The sequence below is a fragment of the Cytobacillus oceanisediminis 2691 genome, assembly GCF_007678455.1.
Lineage (GTDB): Bacteria > Bacillota > Bacilli > Bacillales > Cytobacillaceae > Mesobacillus > Mesobacillus oceanisediminis_A.
This window is the reverse complement of the sequence record NZ_VEEP01000001.1, coordinates 649,994-671,952: the sequence shown is the minus strand read 5'-3', so window position 1 is coordinate 671,952 and position 21,959 is coordinate 649,994. Positions and strand designations below refer to the sequence as shown.

Sequence of the window (21,959 nt, the reverse complement as noted above, 5' to 3'; positions counted from 1 at the left end):
CATGTTTGTCATATAACCAATATACCTTAATAAACAATGATAAAACCCATAAACCTCCCTATCCAGCTTTAGATAAAAGCTAGTCCATCAACAGGTACTTTTCAAGGGAGTTACGTTAAAATGTCTTTTATGTTATATTATCTCCAAAAAACGAGCACTTCATATCAATCAAAGGTTATGTAAAGGACAAAAAATTGCCTAATAAAAAAGCGGGATAAATCCCGCTTTTACAGACTATCTACGTAGACCAAGCTTGTTGATTAACTCGCGGTAACGAGCAACATCCTTGTTACGAAGGTAAGTCAAAAGGTTACGACGCTTACCTACCATCTTTAAAAGACCGCGACGTGAGTGATGGTCCTTTTTGTGAACGCGTAAGTGATCGTTCAATGTGTTGATTTCTGCAGTAAGGACAGCGATTTGAACTTCTGGAGATCCAGTGTCACTTTCGTGAACTTTGAATTCATTGATCAGTTCATTTTTACGTGCTTTTGAGATTGCCATCCATGTTCACCTCCAATTTTATAATCCCCTGTTACCGAGCAAGCGTCGGTGACTCGACTTGCCAAGCAAAGGTTCCTTTTTGATACGTTAATAAGAATACATCTTTTTACGACAAAAAGCAAGTCTAACCCTTGTTTTTTTCAAAGTGAAGGATTGCTTCCTGTTTATCTTTTTCGATTTGGGCAACAAGCTGCTTAATCCCCTCGAATTTACGTTCACTTCTCAGTCGGAGGTGCCACTCAATAATGGCCGATTCCCCGTAAATTTCTTTGTTGAAGTTAAAGATATGGACTTCTATCGATGGTTTTGCTTTTTTCTCCAGATGGAAGGTTGGTTTATAGCCGACATTGCAGACCCCTTCATGCCATTTGCCGTCAACCTTGATTTTCACGGCATAAACACCTGTTGGCGGGAGGATGTATTCTTCATCCATCAGCACGTTCGCAGTCGGAAACCCGATTGTGCGTCCTCGCCGCTCACCATTAATCACGATTCCCTTTGTTGTAAAGTATCTTCCTAGCAAATGTGGCATTTCATCTACTTTTCCATCTCTTAAGAATCCGCGGATCAAGGTAGAGCTTACCTTTTCATCTTCTGGAGTGGAAAGTTTGGATACTATTGTGAAATCAAATTTTGACCTTGAATGGAACTGGATTGTTTCCATATTCCCCTTGCCCATCTTGCCATAGGAGTAATCAAAGCCAGCCACGACGTGACGGACATTCAGTCCAATGATATATTGATCGACGAACTCCTGGGGCAATAGACCTGAGAATTCGGTCGAGAAGGTGATCACGAATAAATAATCTACTCCCATTGCTTCAATCAATCGGGCCTTTTCTTCCAATGGCGTGATATATTCTATGTGTTGGATGCTTTTTCCCAGCACGACTGAAGGGTGGGGATCAAATGTCATAACTGCACTCTTGATTCTCTTGGCTTCGGCCACTTTTTTCGCTTCTCTGATCACCTGTTGGTGGCCCAGGTGAACTCCGTCAAAATAGCCTAATGCGATGGCCATTGCCGGAAAATCTTCTATTTTATACCCATGAGGATGGTTTAGCTTAATCAATTCCACGATTTAACTCACCTTTTCTGACCCAGCTGCTCTTTTAATCAGGACTTTCTTATTGATTGCTGATTACGTATCCTAATGTGGCAATACTTTTTATTGCTCATTTCTCAATACTTTGTCAGGTTTCATCATCCCGTGTTTGGTTGGGTGTGCCCTGTAGATAGCGAGCGCTTTTCCGTCTTCTGTTTCTGCTACAATAGGGCCTTCAACCCCTTCAAGATCCTTTGGAATTTGAAGCAATGCCCCATTTTTCACTTTCTCTGCTACTTTATCATTAATGCGATATTTCGGCAAATAAGAAATACCAGTTTCCAAAGGGTATAGAGCTGTTTCGAGCCTGGATTCCTCCGCCATTTCTTCAAGCTGCGCGAATGTAAAGCAATCTTCCAGGGAAAAGGAGGCCGACTGAATCCTGACAAGCGAAGACATATGTGCCGGATATCCTAATTTTTCACCAATCGTAACCGCTAAGGTCCGAATATATGTACCTTTGCTGCAAGATACCCTGAACTTAAAGCTGACCAGCTCGCCAGCATAAGAATCTCGATCATCGAGCAGTTCTATGCTATAGATCGTCACCTTCCTGGTTGGGCGTTCGACTTCGATTCCTTGCCTTGCATATTCATAAAGTTTCTTTCCGTTCACTTTTACCGCCGAATACATCGGTGGAGTTTGCTCAATTTCACCCACAAGTGAATGAAGGACACTTTCTATTTCCTTTTTTGTCAGTGTCCGGTCCACTGATTTTTCATCAACCTTTTCTCCTGAAGCATCTTCGGTCGTTGTGGTGAATCCAAGGGTTACTTCACCCTCATAGGCTTTTCCTGCATCTGTAATGTATTCTGCTATTTTCGTTGCCTTGCCGACACAGATTGGCAGTACCCCGGTTACATCAGGGTCCAGAGTCCCTGTATGGCCCACCTTCTTCGTCCTTAACAGCTTTCTTAGTTTAAACACACAATCATGTGAAGTCATTCCAGCTGGTTTAAAAAGAGGCAGAATCCCTTCCATATCCCTTCCTCCTTAAGTCTTTATGTATTAAAAATAAAAAATCTCGAAAAAAATGGATAGACGTTTTGTCTATCCATTTTTATCGGTTAAGTTTCCTGACTAAATTAACCTTTTAGTCAGTATCTTTATCTTGCTCTTCTTCTCCAGGCTGTTTTTCTCTTTGCAGCTCATGGATCAGTGAATTGATGCGATTTCCGTATGCCATTGTTTCATCAAACTCAAAGATCAGTTCAGGCGTCTTTCTCAGTCGGATTCGCTGGCCAATTTCTGTCCTGATGAACCCTTTGGCTTTTGCCAACCCTTTTAGTGTATCTTCTCTCTGTTGTTCGTCGCCTAAAACAGAGATGTACACCTTCGCCTGCTGTAGGTCTCCGGTAACCTGGACATCCGTCACGGTCACGAAACCGACTCGCGGATCCTTGATTTTACGGCTGATGATGTCGCCCAATTCTTTTTTCATTTGTTCGCCAACACGATTTACTCTATGACCCATTTTCAATCACCTCTTTAATCAAAGCCATTCTATATTGGTGATGGTACGTTCGATCTCAGGAAAAGAATCAATCATTTTCAAGGCATTATGAAGCTCTCTCTCTGTAGCCACCTTTGATGCAGAGACAGCAGCAACCGCTATCGTTGTCCGCTGCCAGACATCGTGGTGGTCCACTTCAGAAACTGAGACATTGAACTTTTGCTTCAGCCTTGTGATAATCCGCTGCAGTACAGCTCTCTTTTCTTTTAGAGAATGAGCATCATAGATGATGCATTCACAGGCTGCTAAGCCTACTACCATTAACGTTCCACTTCTTCCATGATATATGCTTCAATTACATCGCCTTCCTTGACGTCATTGAAGTTTTTAATGGTAATACCGCACTCATAACCCTGCGCTACTTCCTTGGCATCATCTTTGAAACGTTTCAGCGCATCGACTTCCCCTTCAAAAATGACGACTCCGTCACGGATCAGACGAACGCCGCTGTCACGCGTGATCTTACCATCAGTGACATATGAGCCAGCAATTGTTCCGATTTTTGATACTTTGAAAGTCTGGCGGACTTCAGCCTGGCCAATGACCTTTTCAGCATAAACAGGATCAAGCATGCCCTTCATCGCTGATTCGATCTCTTCGATTACCTTATAGATAATGCGGTGAAGTCGGATATCGACACTTTCAGAATCTGCGGCACGTTTTGCGTTATTGTCCGGACGGACGTTGAAACCGATGACGATACCATTTGAAGCTGCTGCAAGGGTGATGTCAGACTCATTGATCGCACCAACACCAGTGTGAATGATTCTTACATTTACACCTTCAACCTCCAGTTTTTGCAATGCTGCAGCAAGTGCTTCAACTGAACCTTGAACGTCGGCTTTAATAATTAGATTTAGGTCTTTCATTTCCCCTTGTTTCATATGTTCAAACAATGTATCGAGACTTACGCGTGTTTTTTCGCTGCGCTGTGCCTGCAATGCCTGCTGTGAACGTGTTTCGCCAATTTGGCGTGCAGTTTTTTCATCTTCGAACACAACGAAGCGGTCACCCGCCTGTGGTACATCATTCAAACCTGTAATTTCAACAGGAGTAGACGGGCCAGCTTCTTTAACGCGACGTCCTAAGTCGTTCACCATAGCACGCACACGTCCGAATGTGTTTCCAACAACGATCGGATCCCCGATTTTCAAAGTACCATTCTGGACAAGCAATGTCGCCACAGAGCCGCGCCCTTTGTCGAGCTGAGCTTCAATTACAGTACCAATTGCATTTCTATTTGGATTTGCTTTGTATTCTTCCACTTCACCTACAAGAAGGATCATTTCAAGTAAGCTGTCGATCCCTTCACCTGTCAATGCCGAGATTGGTACAAAGATTGTATCCCCGCCCCATGCTTCAGGTACAAGGCCATACTCTGTCAATTCCTGCATTACACGATCAGGATTTGCAGCTGGTTTATCCATCTTGTTCACGGCAACGATAATTGGTACTTCAGCCGCTTTTGCATGGTTCAATGCTTCCACTGTCTGTGGCTTTACACCGTCATCAGCAGCAACAACGAGAATCGTGATATCCGTAATTTTCGCACCGCGGGCACGCATGGTTGTGAAGGCCGCGTGACCTGGTGTGTCAAGGAATGTGATTTTCTTGCCATTATCTTCGACCTGGTAAGCACCGATATGCTGAGTGATTCCGCCAGCTTCGCCAGCAGTCACCTTAGTATTACGGATAGAGTCTAGCAGCGTTGTTTTACCATGGTCAACGTGGCCCATGATCGTAACGACTGAAGGTCTCTCAACTAGTGTTGCAGACTCATCTTCAGTGAAGTATACTTCAAGGTCTGTTGAATCGATCTTGATTTCCTCTTCTACTTCAACACCATAGTCAGTTGCAATCAATTCGATCGCGTCTTTATCAAGATCCTGGTTGATTGTTGCCATGACACCCAGCATGAAGAGCTTCTTGATGATTTCTGAAGGCTCACGGTTCAGCTTCTTGGCCAGTTCAGCTACTGTGAGGGATTCACTGAAAGTAATCTTTGCTGGAAGCTCTTTTACCTTCTTCGGCTGTTGTTGCACCTGCTGCTGGTTCTGTCTGCCTTTATTTTGGTTCTGCTGGTTTCTGTTCCTGTTGTTGTTGTTGTTTTGTTTGTTCTTATTGTTTTTGTTGAACGGCTGGGAATTACCAGGCTTTTTAGCTGCTGCTGATGTTTTTACCTTTTCAGGTGTTGTCGCACGGCGCTCATCATCAGAAAACGCGCTGGCAGTCGTCTTAAGCTGCGGTTTTTGCTGTCCATTATTGTTTCTTTGTTGATTTTGGGCCTGATTGCGGTTCTGGCCTTGGTTTGGCTTTTGTTGTCCCTGGTTGCGGTTCTGGCCCTGATTGTCGCCCTGTGAAGCCTTTGGCTGGTTTTGCTGCGGCTTCTTTGCTGGCTGATTACCATCCTTCTTTTGGTAGATCGCATCAAGCTTCTTGACAGTTTCCTCTTCCATTGCAGTCATATGGTTGGAAACCTCAATGTCCATTTCTTTTAATTTTATAATCACGTCTTTACTCGATAAATTATGCTTCTTTGCATATTCATAAACGCGTGTTTTACTCATATTTTCACCCCCGCTAGAATTAATCGAGCAACGTCAACAGTTTTTTTGCAAAACCCTCGTCCAACAGGGCTACTACAACACGTGCATCCTTTCCAATCGCCTGGCCAAGCTGGAACCTGTCCGGAACCATCTTGCAGGGAACGTTATAGGATTTACACTTGTCGGTAATCTTTTTTGTAGTATTTGCGGATGCATCCGCTGAAAGCAAAATGAGTTTCGCTTTTCCGCTTCTGATTTCTTTGACGGAAAGCTCTTCCCCTGAAATAATTTTCCGCGCTCGATTGGCTAAACCAAGCAGTGACATCCATTGATTAGAGTTCATCAGGATCGTCTGCTCTCCTTTTCGATGAGTTCATTTAGCTCATCATATATTGCATCGTCCACTTGTGTCTCAAGCTGCTTGGACAATATATTTCGTTTCCTTGCTAATTCCACTGCTTCTTTTTCTTTTGAAAGATAAGCTCCACGGCCTGATTTCTTCCCCGTCAGGTCAACGGATACTTCTCCTTCTTTAGAGCGAACGATGCGAACTAGTTCTTTTTTCGGTCTCATTTCACCGGTTGCGACACATTTTCGCATAGGAACTTTTTTACGGCTGTTCACGATCATTCACCTCACATTAATCGATGTCTTCATCTTCATAATCATCATCAGCAGATAATAATGGCTCATTGTCACGTGGATAAATCCCGGACTCCCTCGCCTCAGTTTCCGCCTTGATGTCAATTTTCCATCCAGTCAGCTTAGCGGCAAGTCGCGCGTTTTGTCCGCGTTTTCCAATCGCCAGTGATAGCTGATAATCAGGAACGATTACCGTTGTTGCTTTTTCCTCTTCATTGACAATGACATCAAGTACTTTAGAAGGGCTCAATGCATTTGCAACAAATACAACTGGATCCTCAGACCATTTGACGATATCGATTTTTTCGCCCTTAAGCTCATTGACGACAGCCTGAACACGATTTCCGCGTGGACCGACACATGAACCAACTGGGTCAACCTCTGAATTATCAGAATGGACAGAGATCTTTGAACGGTCTCCTGCTTCACGTGCAACTGACTTAATTTCAACAGTGCCGTCATAGATTTCAGGTACTTCAATTTCGAAAAGTCTCTTTAACAGCCCCGGGTGGGTTCTGGAAACGAAAATTTGTGGACCTTTAGTGGTTTTTTCAACCTTGGTGATAAAAACTTTGATGCGGTCATGAGGCTTGTAATGTTCGTTTGGCATCTGCTCATTCGCTGGCAGGATCGCCTCGATCTTACCCAGGCTCACATAGATGAACTTTGGATCCTGACGCTGGACAATGCCTGTCATGATATCCTCTTCACGATCGATGAATTCTGAATAGATGATACCTCTTTCAGCTTCACGGACACGCTGTGTGACAACTTGTTTGGCAGTCTGTGCAGCAATCCTGCCGAAGTCCTTCGGTGTGACCTCGAGTTCGACAACATCTTCTACCACATAGTTAGGATTGATTTTTTGTGCCTCTTCCAGTGAAATCTCCAGGCGCGGATCGAAGACTTCATCAACGACTTCCTTTCTGGCAAAAACACGCATTGAACCATTTCCCAAATTCAAGTCGATCCGAACGTTTTGGGCTTGATTAAAGTTGCGTCGGTACGCAGAAATAAGTGCTGCTTCAATTGCGTCAATTAAAACGTCCCTGGAAATCCCTTTTTCTTTTTCAAGAATTGTAAGAGCATCCAACAATTCGCTGCTCATGAGATATAAATCCCCCTTTTTTAACTACCCATCTTTTTAAGGCTTTTTTCAGAAACTATGTAACCAGAATAATCCCAAATTGGCCTTTAAATTAATTAACTGAAGATATTTCTGGACAGATTATGAAAAAGTGACTGCAAGCCTTGCGCCGGCAATCTTATCAAAAGGTATTTGAACTGTTTTCTTTCGGGTTTTAATCTTCATTTCCACAGTTACGGTCTCACCATTATAATCGGTCAAGATCCCCTCAAATGCCTTTTCCCCATCTATTGGTTCATACGTCTTTATAAAGACATTTTTGCCGATGGCTTTTTGATAATCCTTTTCCTTTTTCAAAGGGCGTTCTGCACCTGGTGAGGAAACTTCCAAAAAGTAGTTATGCGGGATTGGATCAATGGCATCAAGCTTCTCGCTAAGGCGCTCACTGACGATGCCGCATTCCTCAATATCAATACCGTTGTCCTTATCAATGTATACGCGCAGGAACCAGTTCTTTCCCTCTTTGACGTATTCAATGTCTACTAATTCCAAGTTATTTTCATTTAAGATGGGAGTTACTAGCTCTTCCACTGTTTCTGTAACCTTGCTCATAAAATCCCTCCTTTGACATAACATGACTTCATACTTTTTTGGTTATCATCCCACGAAAAAGTGCTTAACAAACAAGAAAGAGCGGGTTGCCCCACTCTCCTCTGCCAGAGTTATCCTTAGTATTTCCAATAAAAATATAACATAACCAGATATTTATTGCAAATAAAGGGTGTCTCAACGTTGATTTCATGCAGTTAGCCATGTTTATTGTCTAACAAAAATAGACCCCGGAAACGGAGTCTATTTTATTCATTACTAGTAAGTCAGCTTTAGAATAATGACAATTGGTTCTGGTCGGGCATTCCTTCCAGGCAGCCATGATTGTCGAGATATTCCAGGATTGTTTTTGAAATTTTCCCCCGTTGCTGGAGGTCTTCTTTAGAAAGGAACTCTCCCTGTTCACGCGCATTGACGATATTGATTGCAGCGTTTGTACCAAGTCCTGGAATCGCATTGAATGGCGGAATCAATTTATCGCCTTCAATGATGAATTCTGTCGCACTCGATTTGTACAAATCTACTTTTGCGAATCCAAAACCTCGCTCGCACATTTCAAGTGCTAGTTCCATGACGGTCATCAAGTTCTTCTCTTTTGTGGAAGCATCAAGCCCCTTAACGTTGATTTCCTCGATGACGGCACGGATACTTTCAGATCCACGGACCATAGCGTCTACATCGAAATCATCTGCCCTGACCGTGAAGTATGCTGCATAGTACATGAGCGGATGGTGCACTTTGAAATACGCGATCCTTACAGCCATCAAAACGTAGGCAGCCGCGTGAGCTTTAGGGAACATGTACTTGATTTTTTTACAAGAATCAATATACCATTCAGGAACCTTATTTTTCCGCATTTCCTCTTCCATTTCATCTGTCAGGCCTTTACCTTTACGGACGGATTCCATGATTTTAAACGCGAATGCCGGCTCAAGTCCCTGATAGATCAGGTATACCATGATATCATCACGGCAGCCGATTACCTCACTAAGGTTACAAATATTGTTATGGATCAATTCCTGGGCATTGCCGAGCCAAACGTCCGTTCCATGTGAAAGTCCTGAAATCTGGACAAGCTCAGAGAATGTCGTTGGCTTCGTGTCTTCAAGCATCTGGCGTACAAATCGTGTACCGAATTCCGGTATTCCCAATGACCCAGTCTTGGACATGATTTGTTCCTCTGTCACTCCCAATGACTCTGTGCCGCTGAAAATCTTCATCACTTCAGGGTCATCAGTCGGGATTGTCTTGGGATCGATCCCGCTTAAATCCTGCAGCATCCTGATTACCGTCGGATCATCGTGACCGAGAATATCCAGCTTTAACAAGTTATCGTGAATCGAATGGAAATCAAAGTGGGTTGTTTTCCATTCGGAAGTGCTGCTGTCTGCCGGAAACTGGATCGGCGAAAAATCAAAAATATCCATGTAATCCGGCACTACGATGATGCCGCCAGGGTGCTGTCCGGTTGTACGTTTGACACCCGTACAGCCAGATGCAAGGCGGTCAATTTCTGCCCCTCTCAGATTAAGGTTATTGTCACCCTGATAGCCTTTTACATAACCATAAGCGGTTTTATCGGCAACGGTACCGATTGTTCCGGCACGATAAACATAATCTTCACCGAACAATACCTTTGTGTAGTTATGGGCGCGCGGCTGGTATTCACCTGAGAAGTTCAAGTCGATATCGGGAACCTTGTCTCCTTTAAATCCGAGGAAAGTTTCAAACGGAATATCATGGCCGTCTTTTTTATATTTAATTCCGCAATCAGGACAATCTTTGTCAGGAAGGTCAAAACCTGAACCGACGGACCCATCATTGAAGAACTCTGATTTTTTGCACTTAGGGCATACATAGTGCGGAGGAAGCGGATTGACCTCGGTGATTTCCGTCATCGTTGCAACGAAGGAAGATCCGACCGATCCACGCGAACCTACAAGATAGCCGTCATCCAGTGACTTTTTAACTAGTTTGTGAGAAATCAGATAGATAACAGCAAATCCATTATCTATGATACTCTTCAGTTCTTTTTCAAGGCGCGCCTCTACGATTTCTGGAAGGTCGTCCCCATAGATGCTTCGGGCCATCCCATAACTCATGCTGCGCATTTCTTCATCGGCGCCTTCAATTTTCGGCGTGTAAAGATCGTCTTTGATTGGTTTGATGGCATCGATCATGTCAGCAATCTTATTCGAATTTTCAACGACAATTTCTTTCGCTTTTTCCTCTCCCAGAAACTTAAAGGCGTCTAGCATTTCATTTGTGGTCCTGAAATGCACGTCAGGAAGCTCATGGCGGTTCAGCGGATTGGCACCACCCTGGGAATTGACCAGGATTTTGCGGTATATCTTATCATTCTCATTCAAATAGTGTACATTTCCTGTAGCCACCACTGGCAAGTCCAGCTTCTCTCCAAGCTTGACGATATTGTTAATGATATCCTCAAGCGCTTTCTGATCCCGGACTAATTCCAGCTCAAGCAAGTGGGCATAAACCGCTTTTGGGTGGACTTCAAGATAGTCATAGAACTGCGCTGCCTCTTCGACCTCTTCTGGTCCTTTTTGCATCATGCCTTCAAAAACTTCCCCTTTGTCGCATCCGGAACCAATCAGGATCCCTTCGCGATGCTTATTCAGCAAAGAACGCGGAATTCTTGGCACTCTGTAAAAGTAATCAATATGAGAAATCGAAACAAGCTTAAAGATGTTTTTCAAACCGACTTCATTTTTAGCCATCAAAGTAGCGTGATATGGACGCGCTCTCTGGAAAGCTTTCCCTTGCCCCATATTATCATTAAGCTGGTCATGGTATTCCAGTCCCTTTTCAGCGGCATCCTTCAGCATTTTCAACAATAGGTACCCAGTCGCTTCGGCATCATAAATGGCACGGTGATGCTGTGTCAATTCAATATCGAACTTTTTCGCAAGGGTATTCAATCTGTGGTTCTTCATATCAGGGTACAGGAAGCGGCCTAATTCCAGTGTATCGATTACCGGATTTGGAGCTTTTCCTATCCCAATCTTTTTATAGCCGACATTCAGGAAGCCCATATCGAATGATGCGTTGTGGGCAACAAGAACACTGTCTGCTGTCCAATCATGGAACTTTTGCAGGACTTCACTTATCTCTGGTGCATTTCGGACCATATCATCCGTAATGCCGGTCAGGTTAATTGTCGTGGCCGACAACCGATGGTGCGGGTTTGCGAACGATTCGAACCGGTCAATGATTTCACCGCCGCGTATTTTGACAGCGGCAAGTTCAATGATCGTATCATATACAGCTGACAGACCAGTTGTTTCGACGTCAAAAACAACATACGTATCATCAGCAAGGACTCGATGAGCGTCATTATAGGCAATCGGCACCCCATCATCCACGAGGTTGATTTCTACACCATAAAGAATTTTGATATCATTTTTCTTCCCGGCACCATATGCCTCCGGGTAAGACTGGACGACTGCATGGTCTGTAATCGCAACAGCCTTGTGTCCCCACTTTGCTGCCTGGGCGACCAGTGCGCTTACAGGAGTCACAGCATCCATCTGGCTCATTGGACTGTGAAGGTGAAGCTCGACTCTTTTTTCGCCTTCTGGCGCAGAATCGATTCTTCCTTTAGGTTTGATTTCATTCACGTCATTTCCAATCATGACTAGATCGCGAACAAAGGTGTCGTTCTGGATGCTTCCTCTTACCTTTAGCCACATTCCTTTTGATATGCGCTGGTAAATAGCAGCGTCTTCCTTATCTCGAGAGAACATTTTTACCATGATGGAGCTGGTGTAATCGGTAATCTTGAAAGTCAGAAGCGTCCTGCCGCTGCGAAGCTCTTTTGTCTCAGCAAAGAAAACATATCCCTCCACGGCTACGCGGCGCTCTTCATCAACGATGTCTTCAAGCTTGCGGAAATCAGCATCATCTTTGATTGTCAGGCCGATGGTTACTGGCCCATCCTGAGCTGGTCCATCACCCTGAGCTTTTTCTGCTTCCTTCTTCTGCATTTCAATCATCGCCATCAATCCGCGTTCCTGGTCTTCCTTCTCCTTTGCCTTGATGAACTTTTCATATTCATCAGAAGTACTCTCTTCACTGACGACAGTATCGATCGACAATGGCGGAAAACCGAAACCCTGGTAGATCTCAGCAATAATGACTCCGTATTTCCTTTTAAGAGCAAGTCCCTCTGCTTCATTCCTGGCTGTTAGAATGATTTTTGTCCCCTGTACTTTCGGTACCTGTTCATTCAGAAGTTTCAACAACGGAGGTGCTATACCATCGATTTCCTTGATGCACATCTTCCAGTAATCAAGGATTTGCTGTTCGCTGATTGCTTGCTCCAGCACTTTCACCGAGTAGGATATTTTTGCAATATGTGAAAAAGTCTGTTCGAGTTTTTCTGCGAAGCTGCTAAAAAGCTGACAAGGAATGATTCTTTCAAACTGGAAAAAGAAATGCCATTTCCTTGCCTGCTTTTCAATTATGACCCTGTCAATTTCAGCATTTTGAAAATAGGTGACAATGGCATCTTCTGTAAGCTGCAGCTGCTGCAGCAGGAGCTGAAACCTTTCTTTTTTCCCTGACGAAAGATCACTCATGTTTATTTCTCTCCCATCTGAAAAGCTTGAATTCTATCTATCGGGCAAAATGGCCCGTTGGAAACTGTTCTAGTTTTATATTAAGTGTTTAATAGCAAAGGTTATTATAACATAAAATGGTTGTGCCGTTACCTGTGTTTGATATTTCCATTTCGATTAATCAATACATTCCTGACAACTAATCTCGAGTGGTTAAAATCAAGACAAAATTAACCTTTTTCCACTTATTCGAGTTGGGAAGTGGGCTGTTGATTTCCGTTTCAGGCGCTTCGCTTTCCGGTGGAAGAATATGAAAAAGACTATCTGCTGTCTTTTTCATAAGCAATTCTTTCTTGGGGCTGGCGGTGAGCCTCCTCGCCGCCGTTGGCGTCTGCGGGGTCTCACCTGTCAAGCTGATCCCACAGGACATTGAGAAGGTTCCTGAACCTGCCCACTCACGATGAAAATGCGTTAGCATTTTCGGAGGAGTCTACCGCCTTCCACTCCAATCACAATAAAAATATAATTATCTGCGTGTAATGAAAAAAGCGGACCCTGAAAAGGATCCGCCTTCTGATTATAGTTCTTTCAAAATGTTTTTCAGCGTATCCGCCAGGTCATCTTTGTGTACTTCCTGCATTTCTCCATTTTTACGGATTTTCACTTCGACGATTCCTTCACTGGCTTTCTTGCCGACGGTGACTCTTACAGGCAAACCAATGAGGTCCGAATCAGCGAACTTCACTCCTGGGCGTTCCTGTCGGTCGTCCAGCAGGATTTCCATTCCAGCTTGCTGCAGGCTGGAATACAGTTCTTCAGCCAGGTCTGCCTGGGCACTGTCTTTCATGTTCACAGCAATGAGATGGACATCGAATGGAGAAATATTCGTTGGCCATACTAGTCCGTTCTCATCATTGAATTGTTCTGCAACTGCTGCCATTGTACGGGATACCCCGATACCATAGCAACCCATGATCATCGGCTTGGACCTTCCATTTTCATCAAGGATTTCAGCATTCATTGATTCACTATACCTTGTGCCAAGCTTGAATACATGTCCTACTTCGATTCCTTTTGCAAAAACGATCGTCCCCTGCCCATCAGGTGATGGATCTCCTTCTTTAATAAAACGAAGATCAGTGTAGGCTGTAACCTTGAAATCACGTTCAGGGTTTACATTTGTATAATGGTAATCTTCTTCATTGGCACCGCAGACACCGTTGACAATTGCTTCAACAGCATGGTCTGCAAGCACCTCTACGCCATCCACTCCGATTGGTCCCAGGGAGCCAACAGAGCAGCCAAGTACTTCTTTAGTTGTATTGGTATCTGCTAATTCAACGATAGCAGCTCCATAATAATTTTTAAGCTTGATATCGTTCACTTCATGGTCGCCACGTACTAAAACAAGTACAAAGCGATCATCTACTTTGAACAGAAGTGACTTGATGCAGTCTTTTTCTTCGACATTCAGGAAGCTTGAAACTTCTTCGATTGTCTTCTTGCTTTCTGTGTGGACTTTTTCCAGTTCCTTAGCCGGTTCGCCGCTCTTTTCGTACACTGCAGTGACTGGAGCCATTTCAATGTTTGCAGCAAAATCAGACGTATCAGAGTAGGCAATGGTATCCTCTCCAATATCTGAAAGAACCATGAACTCGTGTGTGTCCTTTCCTCCCATTGCTCCCGAATCAGCAATGACCGCACGGAAATTCAACCCACACCTCCGGAACACATTGGAATACGCCTGGAAAATGCGTTCATATACCTCATCCAGACTCTCCTGGGTGGCATGGAAAGAATACGCATCCTTCATGATGAATTCGCGGCCGCGAAGGAGTCCGAATCTTGGGCGCTTTTCATCGCGGAATTTCGTTTGGATCTGGTAAAGTGTCAGCGGCAGGCGCTTATAAGACTTTACTTCATCACGCACAATGCTGGTGATGACCTCTTCATGAGTCGCACCGAGGGCAAACTCACGATCATTCCTGTCCTTCAGTCTCATTAGCTCTGGTCCATAAGAATACCAGCGGCCGGATTCCTGCCAGAGTTCCGCTTGCTGAAGTGCAGGCATGAATAACTCTGCCGCACCGGCATGATTCATTTCTTCCCTGATGATTGCCTCTACTTTTTGCAGGACCTTTCGTCCTAAAGGCATGTATGTATAGATACCGCTAGCATTTTGACGGATGAAGCCGGCTCTTAGCAAAAGCTGATGGCTTTTTACATCTGCGTCAGCTGGTACTTCTCTTAAAGTAGGAATAAGCGACATACTTTGCTTCATTGATTAACACCTCATTATGATAATTTCATATCTTTTGAAAAAATCTTCCTGCCCGATGAATCCCAGGCAGGAAGTCCATTTCTATCCTTCTGTTTTTTACAGGAAAAACCTTTGAATATCGTTCCATGTGACAACTAGCATCAGAAGCATCAATAACGCGAATCCAATGAAGTGGACCATTCCTTCTTTTTGCTTGTCGATTGGTTTTCCTCTAAGCGCTTCAACTGCAAAAAAGGTCAGCCTGCCGCCATCCAAAGCTGGGAATGGAAGCAAGTTCATGATCCCAAGGTTAATGCTCAGGATCCCAGCCCATTTCATTAAATAGAAAATCCCTGACTTGGCCACAGTATCAGTGGACACATAGATTCCTACCGGGCCCGACAAGGCGTCAATCGAAAATTGGCCAGTCAGAAGTTTCCCCAGCATGGAGAAAATTTCCGTTGTCCAGAAATACGTTTCTTTGACTCCGTATGAGATCGATTTTAATGGTGATTTTTCAACAGGGCTATAAACACCAATCAAACCGATTTTTTCACCTTCTACGTCTTTCACTTCAGGCGTAACCGTCACATCCATGCTCTGTCCTTCCCGGTTAATCGAGAAATCAAGCTCACTTCCAGGGTTTTTGCGGATGATTTCCACAACATCCTGCCAGCTTGAAACTTCTGAGCCTTCAATGCTGTTGACTACATCCCCTTCCTGAAGACCCGCCTTAAGGGCACTGCCATCAGGAGTTAGCTTGCCCAGTACCGGTTCATTCGATGGAATCCCCTGGAACAAAGCAAGGATAATGAAAATCACCATTGCCAGGATAAAATTCATCATCGGTCCTGCGAAGATTGCCATTGTTCTTTGGCCAAGTGTTTTAGAAGCGAACTGCCTGTCAAATGGCGCAATCTGTGTTTCTACCCCGTTCTCGACAAGTACCGCTGTTTTACTGACAGGAAAGGATTTCAGCAGGCTGTCGTCCTCCCCTTCCTCATAACCGTTAATAAAAAGCTCGTGTTCAATATCCGCTTTTTCAACTTCGATGACTCTTGCATCAGGATACTTTTCCTTGTTCGTAAGGATGATTTTTTGAACTTCATCATTCTTATTAAAAAGCAAACCCACTCTGTGCCCTGGCTTGATTTCAATCATTTCAGGGTCTTCGCCAGCCATTCTCACAAAGCCGCCGATGGGGAGGAGACGGATCGTATAAACCGTTTCATTTTTCTTGTGCGAGAAGACTTTAGGACCGAATCCAATCGCAAATTCCCGGCAAAGGATGCCAGCCCGTTTGGCGAATATCAGATGCCCAAGTTCATGGAAGAATACGAGGGCGCCAAAAATAACAATGAAGGCTATAACTGTATTCAAATTATCTAACCACCTTTTTTAAGGATAAGAATCCACTTTGTTAGACTCACCTTTATACTAGCGAATTTACAAAGTTTCTTGTCTCTCTGTCAACCTCTTGGATTGTTTCGAGGTCCGGAGTTTCAATGATGCCATGGTGTTCCATTGCTTTCTCTATTAAGTCTTCAATTTGGAGGAAAGTGATTTTGTCCTCTAAAAAGGCGGCAACCGCGGCTTCATTTGCCGCATTCATCACTGCAGGCATCGTACCTCCTGCCCGCCCGGCATCATAAGCAAATTTCAGACAGCGGAATCGTTCAAAATCCATATCCTTGAAATGAAGCCTTCCGATTTCGGCCAGGTTCAGCCTCTTCCCTGACACAAGCGGCAGCCTGTCTGGGTATGTAAGAGCATACTGAATCGGCACTTTCATATCTGGCGTCCCAAGCTGGGCGATGATACTGGTATCATGGAATTCAACCATCGAATGAATGATGCTCTCCCGGTGGAGCAAAACCGAAATATCGTCATAAGGAAGAGAAAATAGCCAGTGTGCTTCGATGACCTCTAGACCTTTGTTCATCATTGTCGCGGAATCAATCGTTATTTTTGCTCCCATCGACCAGTTTGGGTGGTTCAAAGCATCTGATTTTGTCACACCATGCAGTTCTTCCCTTGTCCGGTCCCTGAAGCTTCCTCCTGAGGCCGTAAGAATTAGACGTTCAATATTCTTTTCTTTTTCTCCCTGTAAAGCCTGAAAGATGGCGGAATGTTCACTGTCGACCGGAAGGATGGCCACTTTATGGCGTTTTGCTTCTTCCATGACGATATGGCCGGCGGTGACAAGTGTTTCTTTATTCGCAATCGCGATGGTTTTGCCTGAACGAATTGCTTCGAGTGTCGGCTTTAACCCTACACTGCCAAGAACAGCGTTAACAAGTACATCAGCCTTGTTAAAGACCGCTGTTTCTTCAAGACCATCCAGCCCATGCACTATTTTGACCGATGGAAATTCTGGCTTTAACCGGTCAGCATCATCTTTCTCCTGTACCGAAACCAGTTCCGGCTGAAATTCATTGATGATTTTCCTGCAAAGCTCTATGTTCCGGCCAGCAGACATTGAAACAAGTTTGAATTCCTCAGGGTGCTCCCTGAGGACTTCAAGTGTCTGGATCCCAATCGATCCTGTCGCACCCAACAAGCTGATTCTTTTCACAATACTTTCACTCCTAATATCTTCAACGGGGTTAAGGTCCACATCCTGAACGATCATGCTTTTGAATTGAAAATCAATCACAACAGATGGATTAAGTGGATTAATGGCCAGACGAACAGCAGACTGTCAAACCTGTCTAGCATGCCGCCATGTCCAGGAAGGATGTTGCCTGAGTCCTTTACATTATAATGGCGTTTCAGTGCTGACTCGACAAGATCGCCTATTTGTCCAAAAACTGATAAGAAGGCAGTCGCAGCCAAAAGGATGATGGCCGGTACATCCATATCACCGAATATGCTGAACAGCAGAGCAACGACAAGCGCGGATCCTACACCGCCAAAAAAGCCCTCTGTCGTCTTGTTCGGGCTGATTTCTGGCCAAAGCTTATGTTTGCCAATTGCCCTTCCGATAAAATACGCTCCTGAATCGGTCGCCCAAATGATGAACAGCGAATAAAATACATAAATCAGGCTTGCTTCACGGGTTTCAATGAAGAAATAAAAACCAAGTCCGACATAAAGAGTCGACATAATCGAAAAGGCAACATCTTCAAAAGTGAAGCGATTTTTAGTGATGACAGTATAAGTCAAAAACAAAAGTACTCCAAGGAAGAAAAGCTCCAATTTTGTATAATCAATCTCATTTAGAAAGCCGCTGTACTGACTGGGAATCAGGAAAATCCATAATAGGACCAGGGATAGAATCCCCGGAACTGAGAAAAGATTTAACTGCTTCATTTTCAGCGCTTCATATAAGGCTACGGAAGCTATTAAATATACCATTGCGATGAATGGCCAGCCCCCGAAAATCACGATTGGAAGGAAAATAGCTGCTGCTATGACTGCTGTAATGATTCTTTGCTTCATTTACTTATTCACACCTTTTTTATACTCCTCCAAAACGCCGCTGACGGCCCTGGAATGCTTCTATTGCATCAATTAAATGTTCTTCGTTAAAGTCGGGCCAAAGTACGTCTGTGAACCAGAACTCTGTATAGGCAAGCTGCCAAAGCATGAAATTGCTCAAACGAATTTCTCCGCTTGTCCTAATCAGTAAATCGGGATCATTCATGTCCTTTGTCATCAAGTATGAAGAAAAAGCTTCTTCGGTTAAATCATCCTCTGAAATCTTGCCATTTTTTATATCTTCAATGACTTTTTTCACACCATCTAAAATTTCTGCCCTGCTACCGTAATTAAGGGCAAAGTTCAGAACAAGGCCCGTATTATCCTTTGTATCCTCCATCGCTTTCCCGACCGCTTTTCTTGTATGCTCCGGAAGCTTATCCATATATCCAATCATTTCGACACGGACATTTTCTTCAATCAATTCAGGAAGGAAGGTACCCAGGAACTCTTCGGGCAGCTTCATAAGGAAATCAACTTCCATTTTCGGCCTTTTCCAGTTCTCTGTAGAGAAAGCATATACAGTCAGTGTTTTGACTCCAATCTCATTGGCCAGTTTGGTTATTTTGCGGACAACCTTCATCCCTTCGTGGTGGCCAGCTACACGGGGCAATGCGCGTTTTTTGGCCCAGCGTCCGTTTCCATCCATGATAATGGCTACATGAGATGGTACTTGATGTTCTTTTATCTGAAGTATACGATCTCGGAAACCGGATGGACTTGGCTCCTTCTTCCACGGATTCATTTTATTTAACATTGTGACAGCTCCCCCAAAAGATTATCTTTAGCACCAAACATTCATTCCGGCTGACTTTTACCGGAAATGGTTTGGCACTGAAGCTGGACTGCTCACCAAAAGCCATAGAGTAATCCTTTTCTTCTCTCTTTCTTTTCCATATGCCACTATCATACCAAAAAAGAATAAAGATATCTCTATAAACGGATGGACTATGCGTGATATTATTTTGTTTTTGTCTGCTCCATTTCAATAGCAGCCTTATAAACAGACTATGTTGTTCAAAAGTAAAACAGAATAATACGGCTGATATTATTATATTCTATCATTCAGGCCGTTTACGTAAACTCATTGTTTTATGTACTTTACGAAAATTTGCAGTTTTATCAGAATGAAAGCTGATTCCACTTCCCAAAAGTCTCTCTAGCAAAACCCTGACTTAGTTGGCTGGTGCCAATTCCACTTTTCTTCATTCCCGCTAATATGTATAGAGAAAAAACCCCCTGGAAAACAGAGGGTTTTCGATGATCATTACCTGGAATTAAACTTCCATGATTTCTTTTTCTTTGTCTCTCGCAATCTGATCGATCTTGGCAATATGCTCATCAGTAAGCTTTTGAATATCGTCAGAGTATCCACGAAGGTCATCTTCAGTGATTTCTCCGTTTTTCTCTAGTTTCTTCAAATCTTCATTTCCATCACGGCGGATGTTGCGGACAGCGATTTTTGCTTCTTCAGCTTCCTTTTTCACGAGCTTCGCAAGTTCTTTCCGTCGTTCTTCTGTTAGCTGAGGAATCGCGATTCTGATGATGGATCCATCATTAGCTGGGTTTAGCCCCAAATCAGACTTTAGGATTGCCTTTTCAATTTCGCCAAGGATTGACTTATCATACGGCTGGATGACCAGAAGACGTGCTTCCGGCACAGAGATTCCCGCAAGCTGATTGACCGGAGTTGGTGCACCATAATAATCCACCTGAATCCTGTCTAAAAGAGAGGCATTTGCCCTCCCTGCACGGATGCTGGCAAGTTCGCGTGTAAAAGCTTGGATCGCTTTTGACATTCTTTCTTTTACATTAGCAATAGCTTCTTTTGGCATTAGTTTTTCCCCCTCACGATTGTTCCGATTGTTTCACCCATTACTGCGCGTTTAATATTCCCCTTTTCCATAATTGAGAATACAATTAACGGGATATCATTGTCCATACATAGGGATGACGCAGTTGAATCCATGACAGCAAGACCTTCCTTCAACACATCCAAATAAGAAAGTTCTTCGTATTTAGTCGCATTCTTATCAACGCGCGGATCAGCAGAGTATACACCATCGACGTTATTTTTCGCCATAAGGATTACATCTGCTTCGATTTCTGCAGCCCGGAGTGCAGCAGTAGTATCCGTCGAGAAGTACGGATTCCCTGTTCCGGCAGCAAATATAACAACGCGTTTCTTCTCGAGATGTCTGATTGCCCTTCTTCTGATATACGGTTCTGCAACCTGACGCATTTCGATGGAAGTTTGAACCCTTGTCTCGATTCCCGCTTGTTCCAGACTGTCCTGCAATGACAGGGAATTCATGACGGTAGCAAGCATGCCCATATAGTCTGCCGTCGCTCTGTCCATTCCCATTTCTTCGCCGATCTTGCCTCTCCAGATATTTCCTCCGCCTACTACTACAGCGACTTCCACATCCAGTTCAGCAATCTCCTTTACCTGGTCTGCAACATTTTTGATTACCGACGGATTGATGCCAAATCCTTGTTCTCCGGCTAATGCTTCTCCACTTAACTTTAAAACAACTCTTTTGTATTTAGGGCTGGTCATAGGGTACCTCCATATGTAATTTAAGGCTTTCCGAAAGCAGGCATGCTCACGGAAAAAGCCTAATTAAAGCTATGTCCAAAAACAGGGAACACTGGAGTGTTCCCTGCAATTACATAGGCTAGTGAAAGATTATTTCTTGTTTACCTGATTCATTACTTCTTCAGCAAAGTTATCTTCACGCTTTTCGATGCCTTCGCCTACTTCATAACGAGTGAACTCACGAAGTGTTCCGCCTTTTGATTCAACAAACTGGCGTACTTTTTGGTCAGGGTTTTTAACGAATGCCTGGTCAAGAACACACACATCTTCGAAATATTTGCTTAGGCGGCCTTCAACCATTTTAGCAACGATGTTTTCCGGCTTGCCTTCGTTAAGAGCTTGTTGAGTAAGGATTTGACGCTCATGCTCAACTTCTTCTTGAGATACTTCGTCACGTGATACATATTTAGGGTTCAATGCAGCGATGTGCATAGAAACGTCTTTAGCAGCTGCTTCGTCAGTAGTTCCTTCAAGAACTGAAAGTACGCCAATGCGTCCGCCCATGTGAAGGTAAGCACCGAATGCATCGTTATCAGTTTTAGTTACAACTTTAAAGCGGCGAAGTGACAGTTTCTCACCAATTTTAGCAATTGCATTGTTGATAGTAGTTTCTACTGAATCGCCATTTTCCATAGTTTGAGCATTAGCTTCTTCTACAGATGCTGGCTTATTCTTAAGAAGGTGCTCAGCGATTTCCTTAACAAGAACCTGGAAGCCTTCGTTCTTTGCTACGAAGTCTGTTTCAGAGTTTACTTCTAGGATGACTGCTTCATTTCCTTCTGTAAGGATGTAAGTTGTACCTTCCGCAGCGATACGGTCAGCTTTTTTTGCAGCTTTAGCGATACCTTTTTCACGAAGGAAATCGATAGCCTGGTCCATATCACCATTTGTTTCCTGAAGTGCCTTTTTGCAGTCCATCATACCTGCGCCAGTTTTTTCGCGCAATTCTTTTACCATTTGTGCAGTAATTGCCATAATGAAATTCCTCCTAAAATCTCGGTTATATGTAACTATACTTTATTTTAACTTGATTTTGC

General features: G+C 43.7%; 19 protein-coding genes. All 19 read right to left on the bottom strand.

Annotation, left to right across the window (positions count from 1 at the left end; all coding sequences use genetic code 11):
* Nucleotides 1-234 precede the first annotated feature (234 nt).
* The 19 genes from rpsO to tsf all read right to left on the bottom strand — a co-directional run bounded on the left by rpsO (nt 235) and on the right by tsf (nt 21,897).
* On the bottom strand, nt 235-504 hold the full coding sequence (rpsO, locus tag FS736_RS03340) for a 30S ribosomal protein S15 (protein WP_144474916.1): 270 nt from the start codon (nt 502-504) through the stop codon (nt 235-237).
* 124 nt (nt 505-628) lie between these two features.
* Nucleotides 629-1,582 carry a bifunctional riboflavin kinase/FAD synthetase gene (gene ribF / locus FS736_RS03335; RefSeq protein WP_144474915.1) on the bottom strand — a complete coding sequence of 318 codons (954 nt, stop codon included), beginning with the start codon at nt 1,580-1,582 and terminating at the stop codon, nt 629-631.
* A 90-nt stretch (nt 1,583-1,672) separates the two neighbouring features.
* Nucleotides 1,673-2,590, bottom strand: a complete 918-nt coding sequence (gene truB, locus FS736_RS03330; RefSeq protein ID WP_144474914.1) for a tRNA pseudouridine(55) synthase TruB — start codon at nt 2,588-2,590, stop codon at nt 1,673-1,675.
* Nucleotides 2,591-2,702: 112 nt separating this feature from the next.
* Complete coding sequence (gene rbfA / locus FS736_RS03325) at nt 2,703-3,083, bottom strand: 30S ribosome-binding factor RbfA (RefSeq protein ID WP_144474913.1); 381 nt, start codon at nt 3,081-3,083, stop codon at nt 2,703-2,705.
* Nucleotides 3,084-3,101: 18 nt separating this feature from the next.
* Nucleotides 3,102-3,383: a DUF503 domain-containing protein gene (locus FS736_RS03320; protein ID WP_144474912.1), complete on the bottom strand. Its 282-nt coding sequence runs from the start codon at nt 3,381-3,383 to the stop codon at nt 3,102-3,104.
* Nucleotides 3,383-5,689 (bottom strand): translation initiation factor IF-2, encoded by a 2,307-nt coding sequence (gene infB, locus FS736_RS03315; protein WP_144474911.1) that lies wholly within the window; start codon nt 5,687-5,689, stop codon nt 3,383-3,385. Before infB ends, FS736_RS03320 begins: the two co-directional genes overlap by 1 nt.
* Nucleotides 5,690-5,708: 19 nt before the next feature.
* A complete protein-coding gene (locus FS736_RS03310; RefSeq protein ID WP_144474910.1) occupies nt 5,709-6,011 on the bottom strand; it encodes a YlxQ family RNA-binding protein in 303 nt (100 codons plus the stop codon).
* Entirely contained in the window at nt 6,011-6,292 is a 282-nt protein-coding gene (gene rnpM / locus FS736_RS03305; protein ID WP_144474909.1) for an RNase P modulator RnpM, read from the bottom strand. Before rnpM ends, FS736_RS03310 begins: the two co-directional genes overlap by 1 nt.
* 16 nt (nt 6,293-6,308) lie before the next feature.
* Nucleotides 6,309-7,418: a transcription termination factor NusA gene (gene nusA / locus FS736_RS03300; protein ID WP_144474908.1), complete on the bottom strand. Its 1,110-nt coding sequence runs from the start codon at nt 7,416-7,418 to the stop codon at nt 6,309-6,311.
* A 120-nt stretch (nt 7,419-7,538) separates the two neighbouring features.
* Nucleotides 7,539-8,009, bottom strand: a complete 471-nt coding sequence (rimP, locus tag FS736_RS03295) for a ribosome maturation factor RimP (protein WP_144474907.1) — start codon at nt 8,007-8,009, stop codon at nt 7,539-7,541.
* Nucleotides 8,010-8,278: 269 nt separating this feature from the next.
* Nucleotides 8,279-12,604, bottom strand: a complete 4,326-nt coding sequence (locus FS736_RS03290; protein WP_144474906.1) for a PolC-type DNA polymerase III — start codon at nt 12,602-12,604, stop codon at nt 8,279-8,281.
* A gap of 556 nt (nt 12,605-13,160) precedes the next feature.
* Nucleotides 13,161-14,864: a proline--tRNA ligase gene (locus FS736_RS03285; protein WP_144474905.1), complete on the bottom strand. Its 1,704-nt coding sequence runs from the start codon at nt 14,862-14,864 to the stop codon at nt 13,161-13,163.
* Between the two features lie 96 nt (nt 14,865-14,960).
* The gene (gene rseP / locus FS736_RS03280) at nt 14,961-16,223 is read right to left on the bottom strand and encodes an RIP metalloprotease RseP (RefSeq protein ID WP_144474904.1); all 1,263 of its coding nucleotides are present in this window, start codon (nt 16,221-16,223) and stop codon (nt 14,961-14,963) included.
* 52 nt (nt 16,224-16,275) lie between these two features.
* Entirely contained in the window at nt 16,276-17,418 is a 1,143-nt protein-coding gene (gene dxr / locus FS736_RS03275; protein WP_144474903.1) for a 1-deoxy-D-xylulose-5-phosphate reductoisomerase, read from the bottom strand.
* A gap of 77 nt (nt 17,419-17,495) precedes the next feature.
* Nucleotides 17,496-18,284: a phosphatidate cytidylyltransferase gene (locus FS736_RS03270; protein ID WP_144474902.1), complete on the bottom strand. Its 789-nt coding sequence runs from the start codon at nt 18,282-18,284 to the stop codon at nt 17,496-17,498.
* A 19-nt stretch (nt 18,285-18,303) separates the two neighbouring features.
* Nucleotides 18,304-19,080: an isoprenyl transferase gene (locus FS736_RS03265; RefSeq protein ID WP_144474901.1), complete on the bottom strand. Its 777-nt coding sequence runs from the start codon at nt 19,078-19,080 to the stop codon at nt 18,304-18,306.
* 520 nt (nt 19,081-19,600) lie between these two features.
* Entirely contained in the window at nt 19,601-20,158 is a 558-nt protein-coding gene (frr, locus tag FS736_RS03260; protein ID WP_144474900.1) for a ribosome recycling factor, read from the bottom strand.
* A complete protein-coding gene (gene pyrH / locus FS736_RS03255; protein WP_079508458.1) occupies nt 20,158-20,883 on the bottom strand; it encodes a UMP kinase in 726 nt (241 codons plus the stop codon). Before pyrH ends, frr begins: the two co-directional genes overlap by 1 nt.
* 129 nt (nt 20,884-21,012) lie before the next feature.
* On the bottom strand, nt 21,013-21,897 hold the full coding sequence (tsf, locus tag FS736_RS03250) for a translation elongation factor Ts (RefSeq protein ID WP_144474899.1): 885 nt from the start codon (nt 21,895-21,897) through the stop codon (nt 21,013-21,015).
* Between the last annotated feature and the right edge of the window lie 62 nt (nt 21,898-21,959).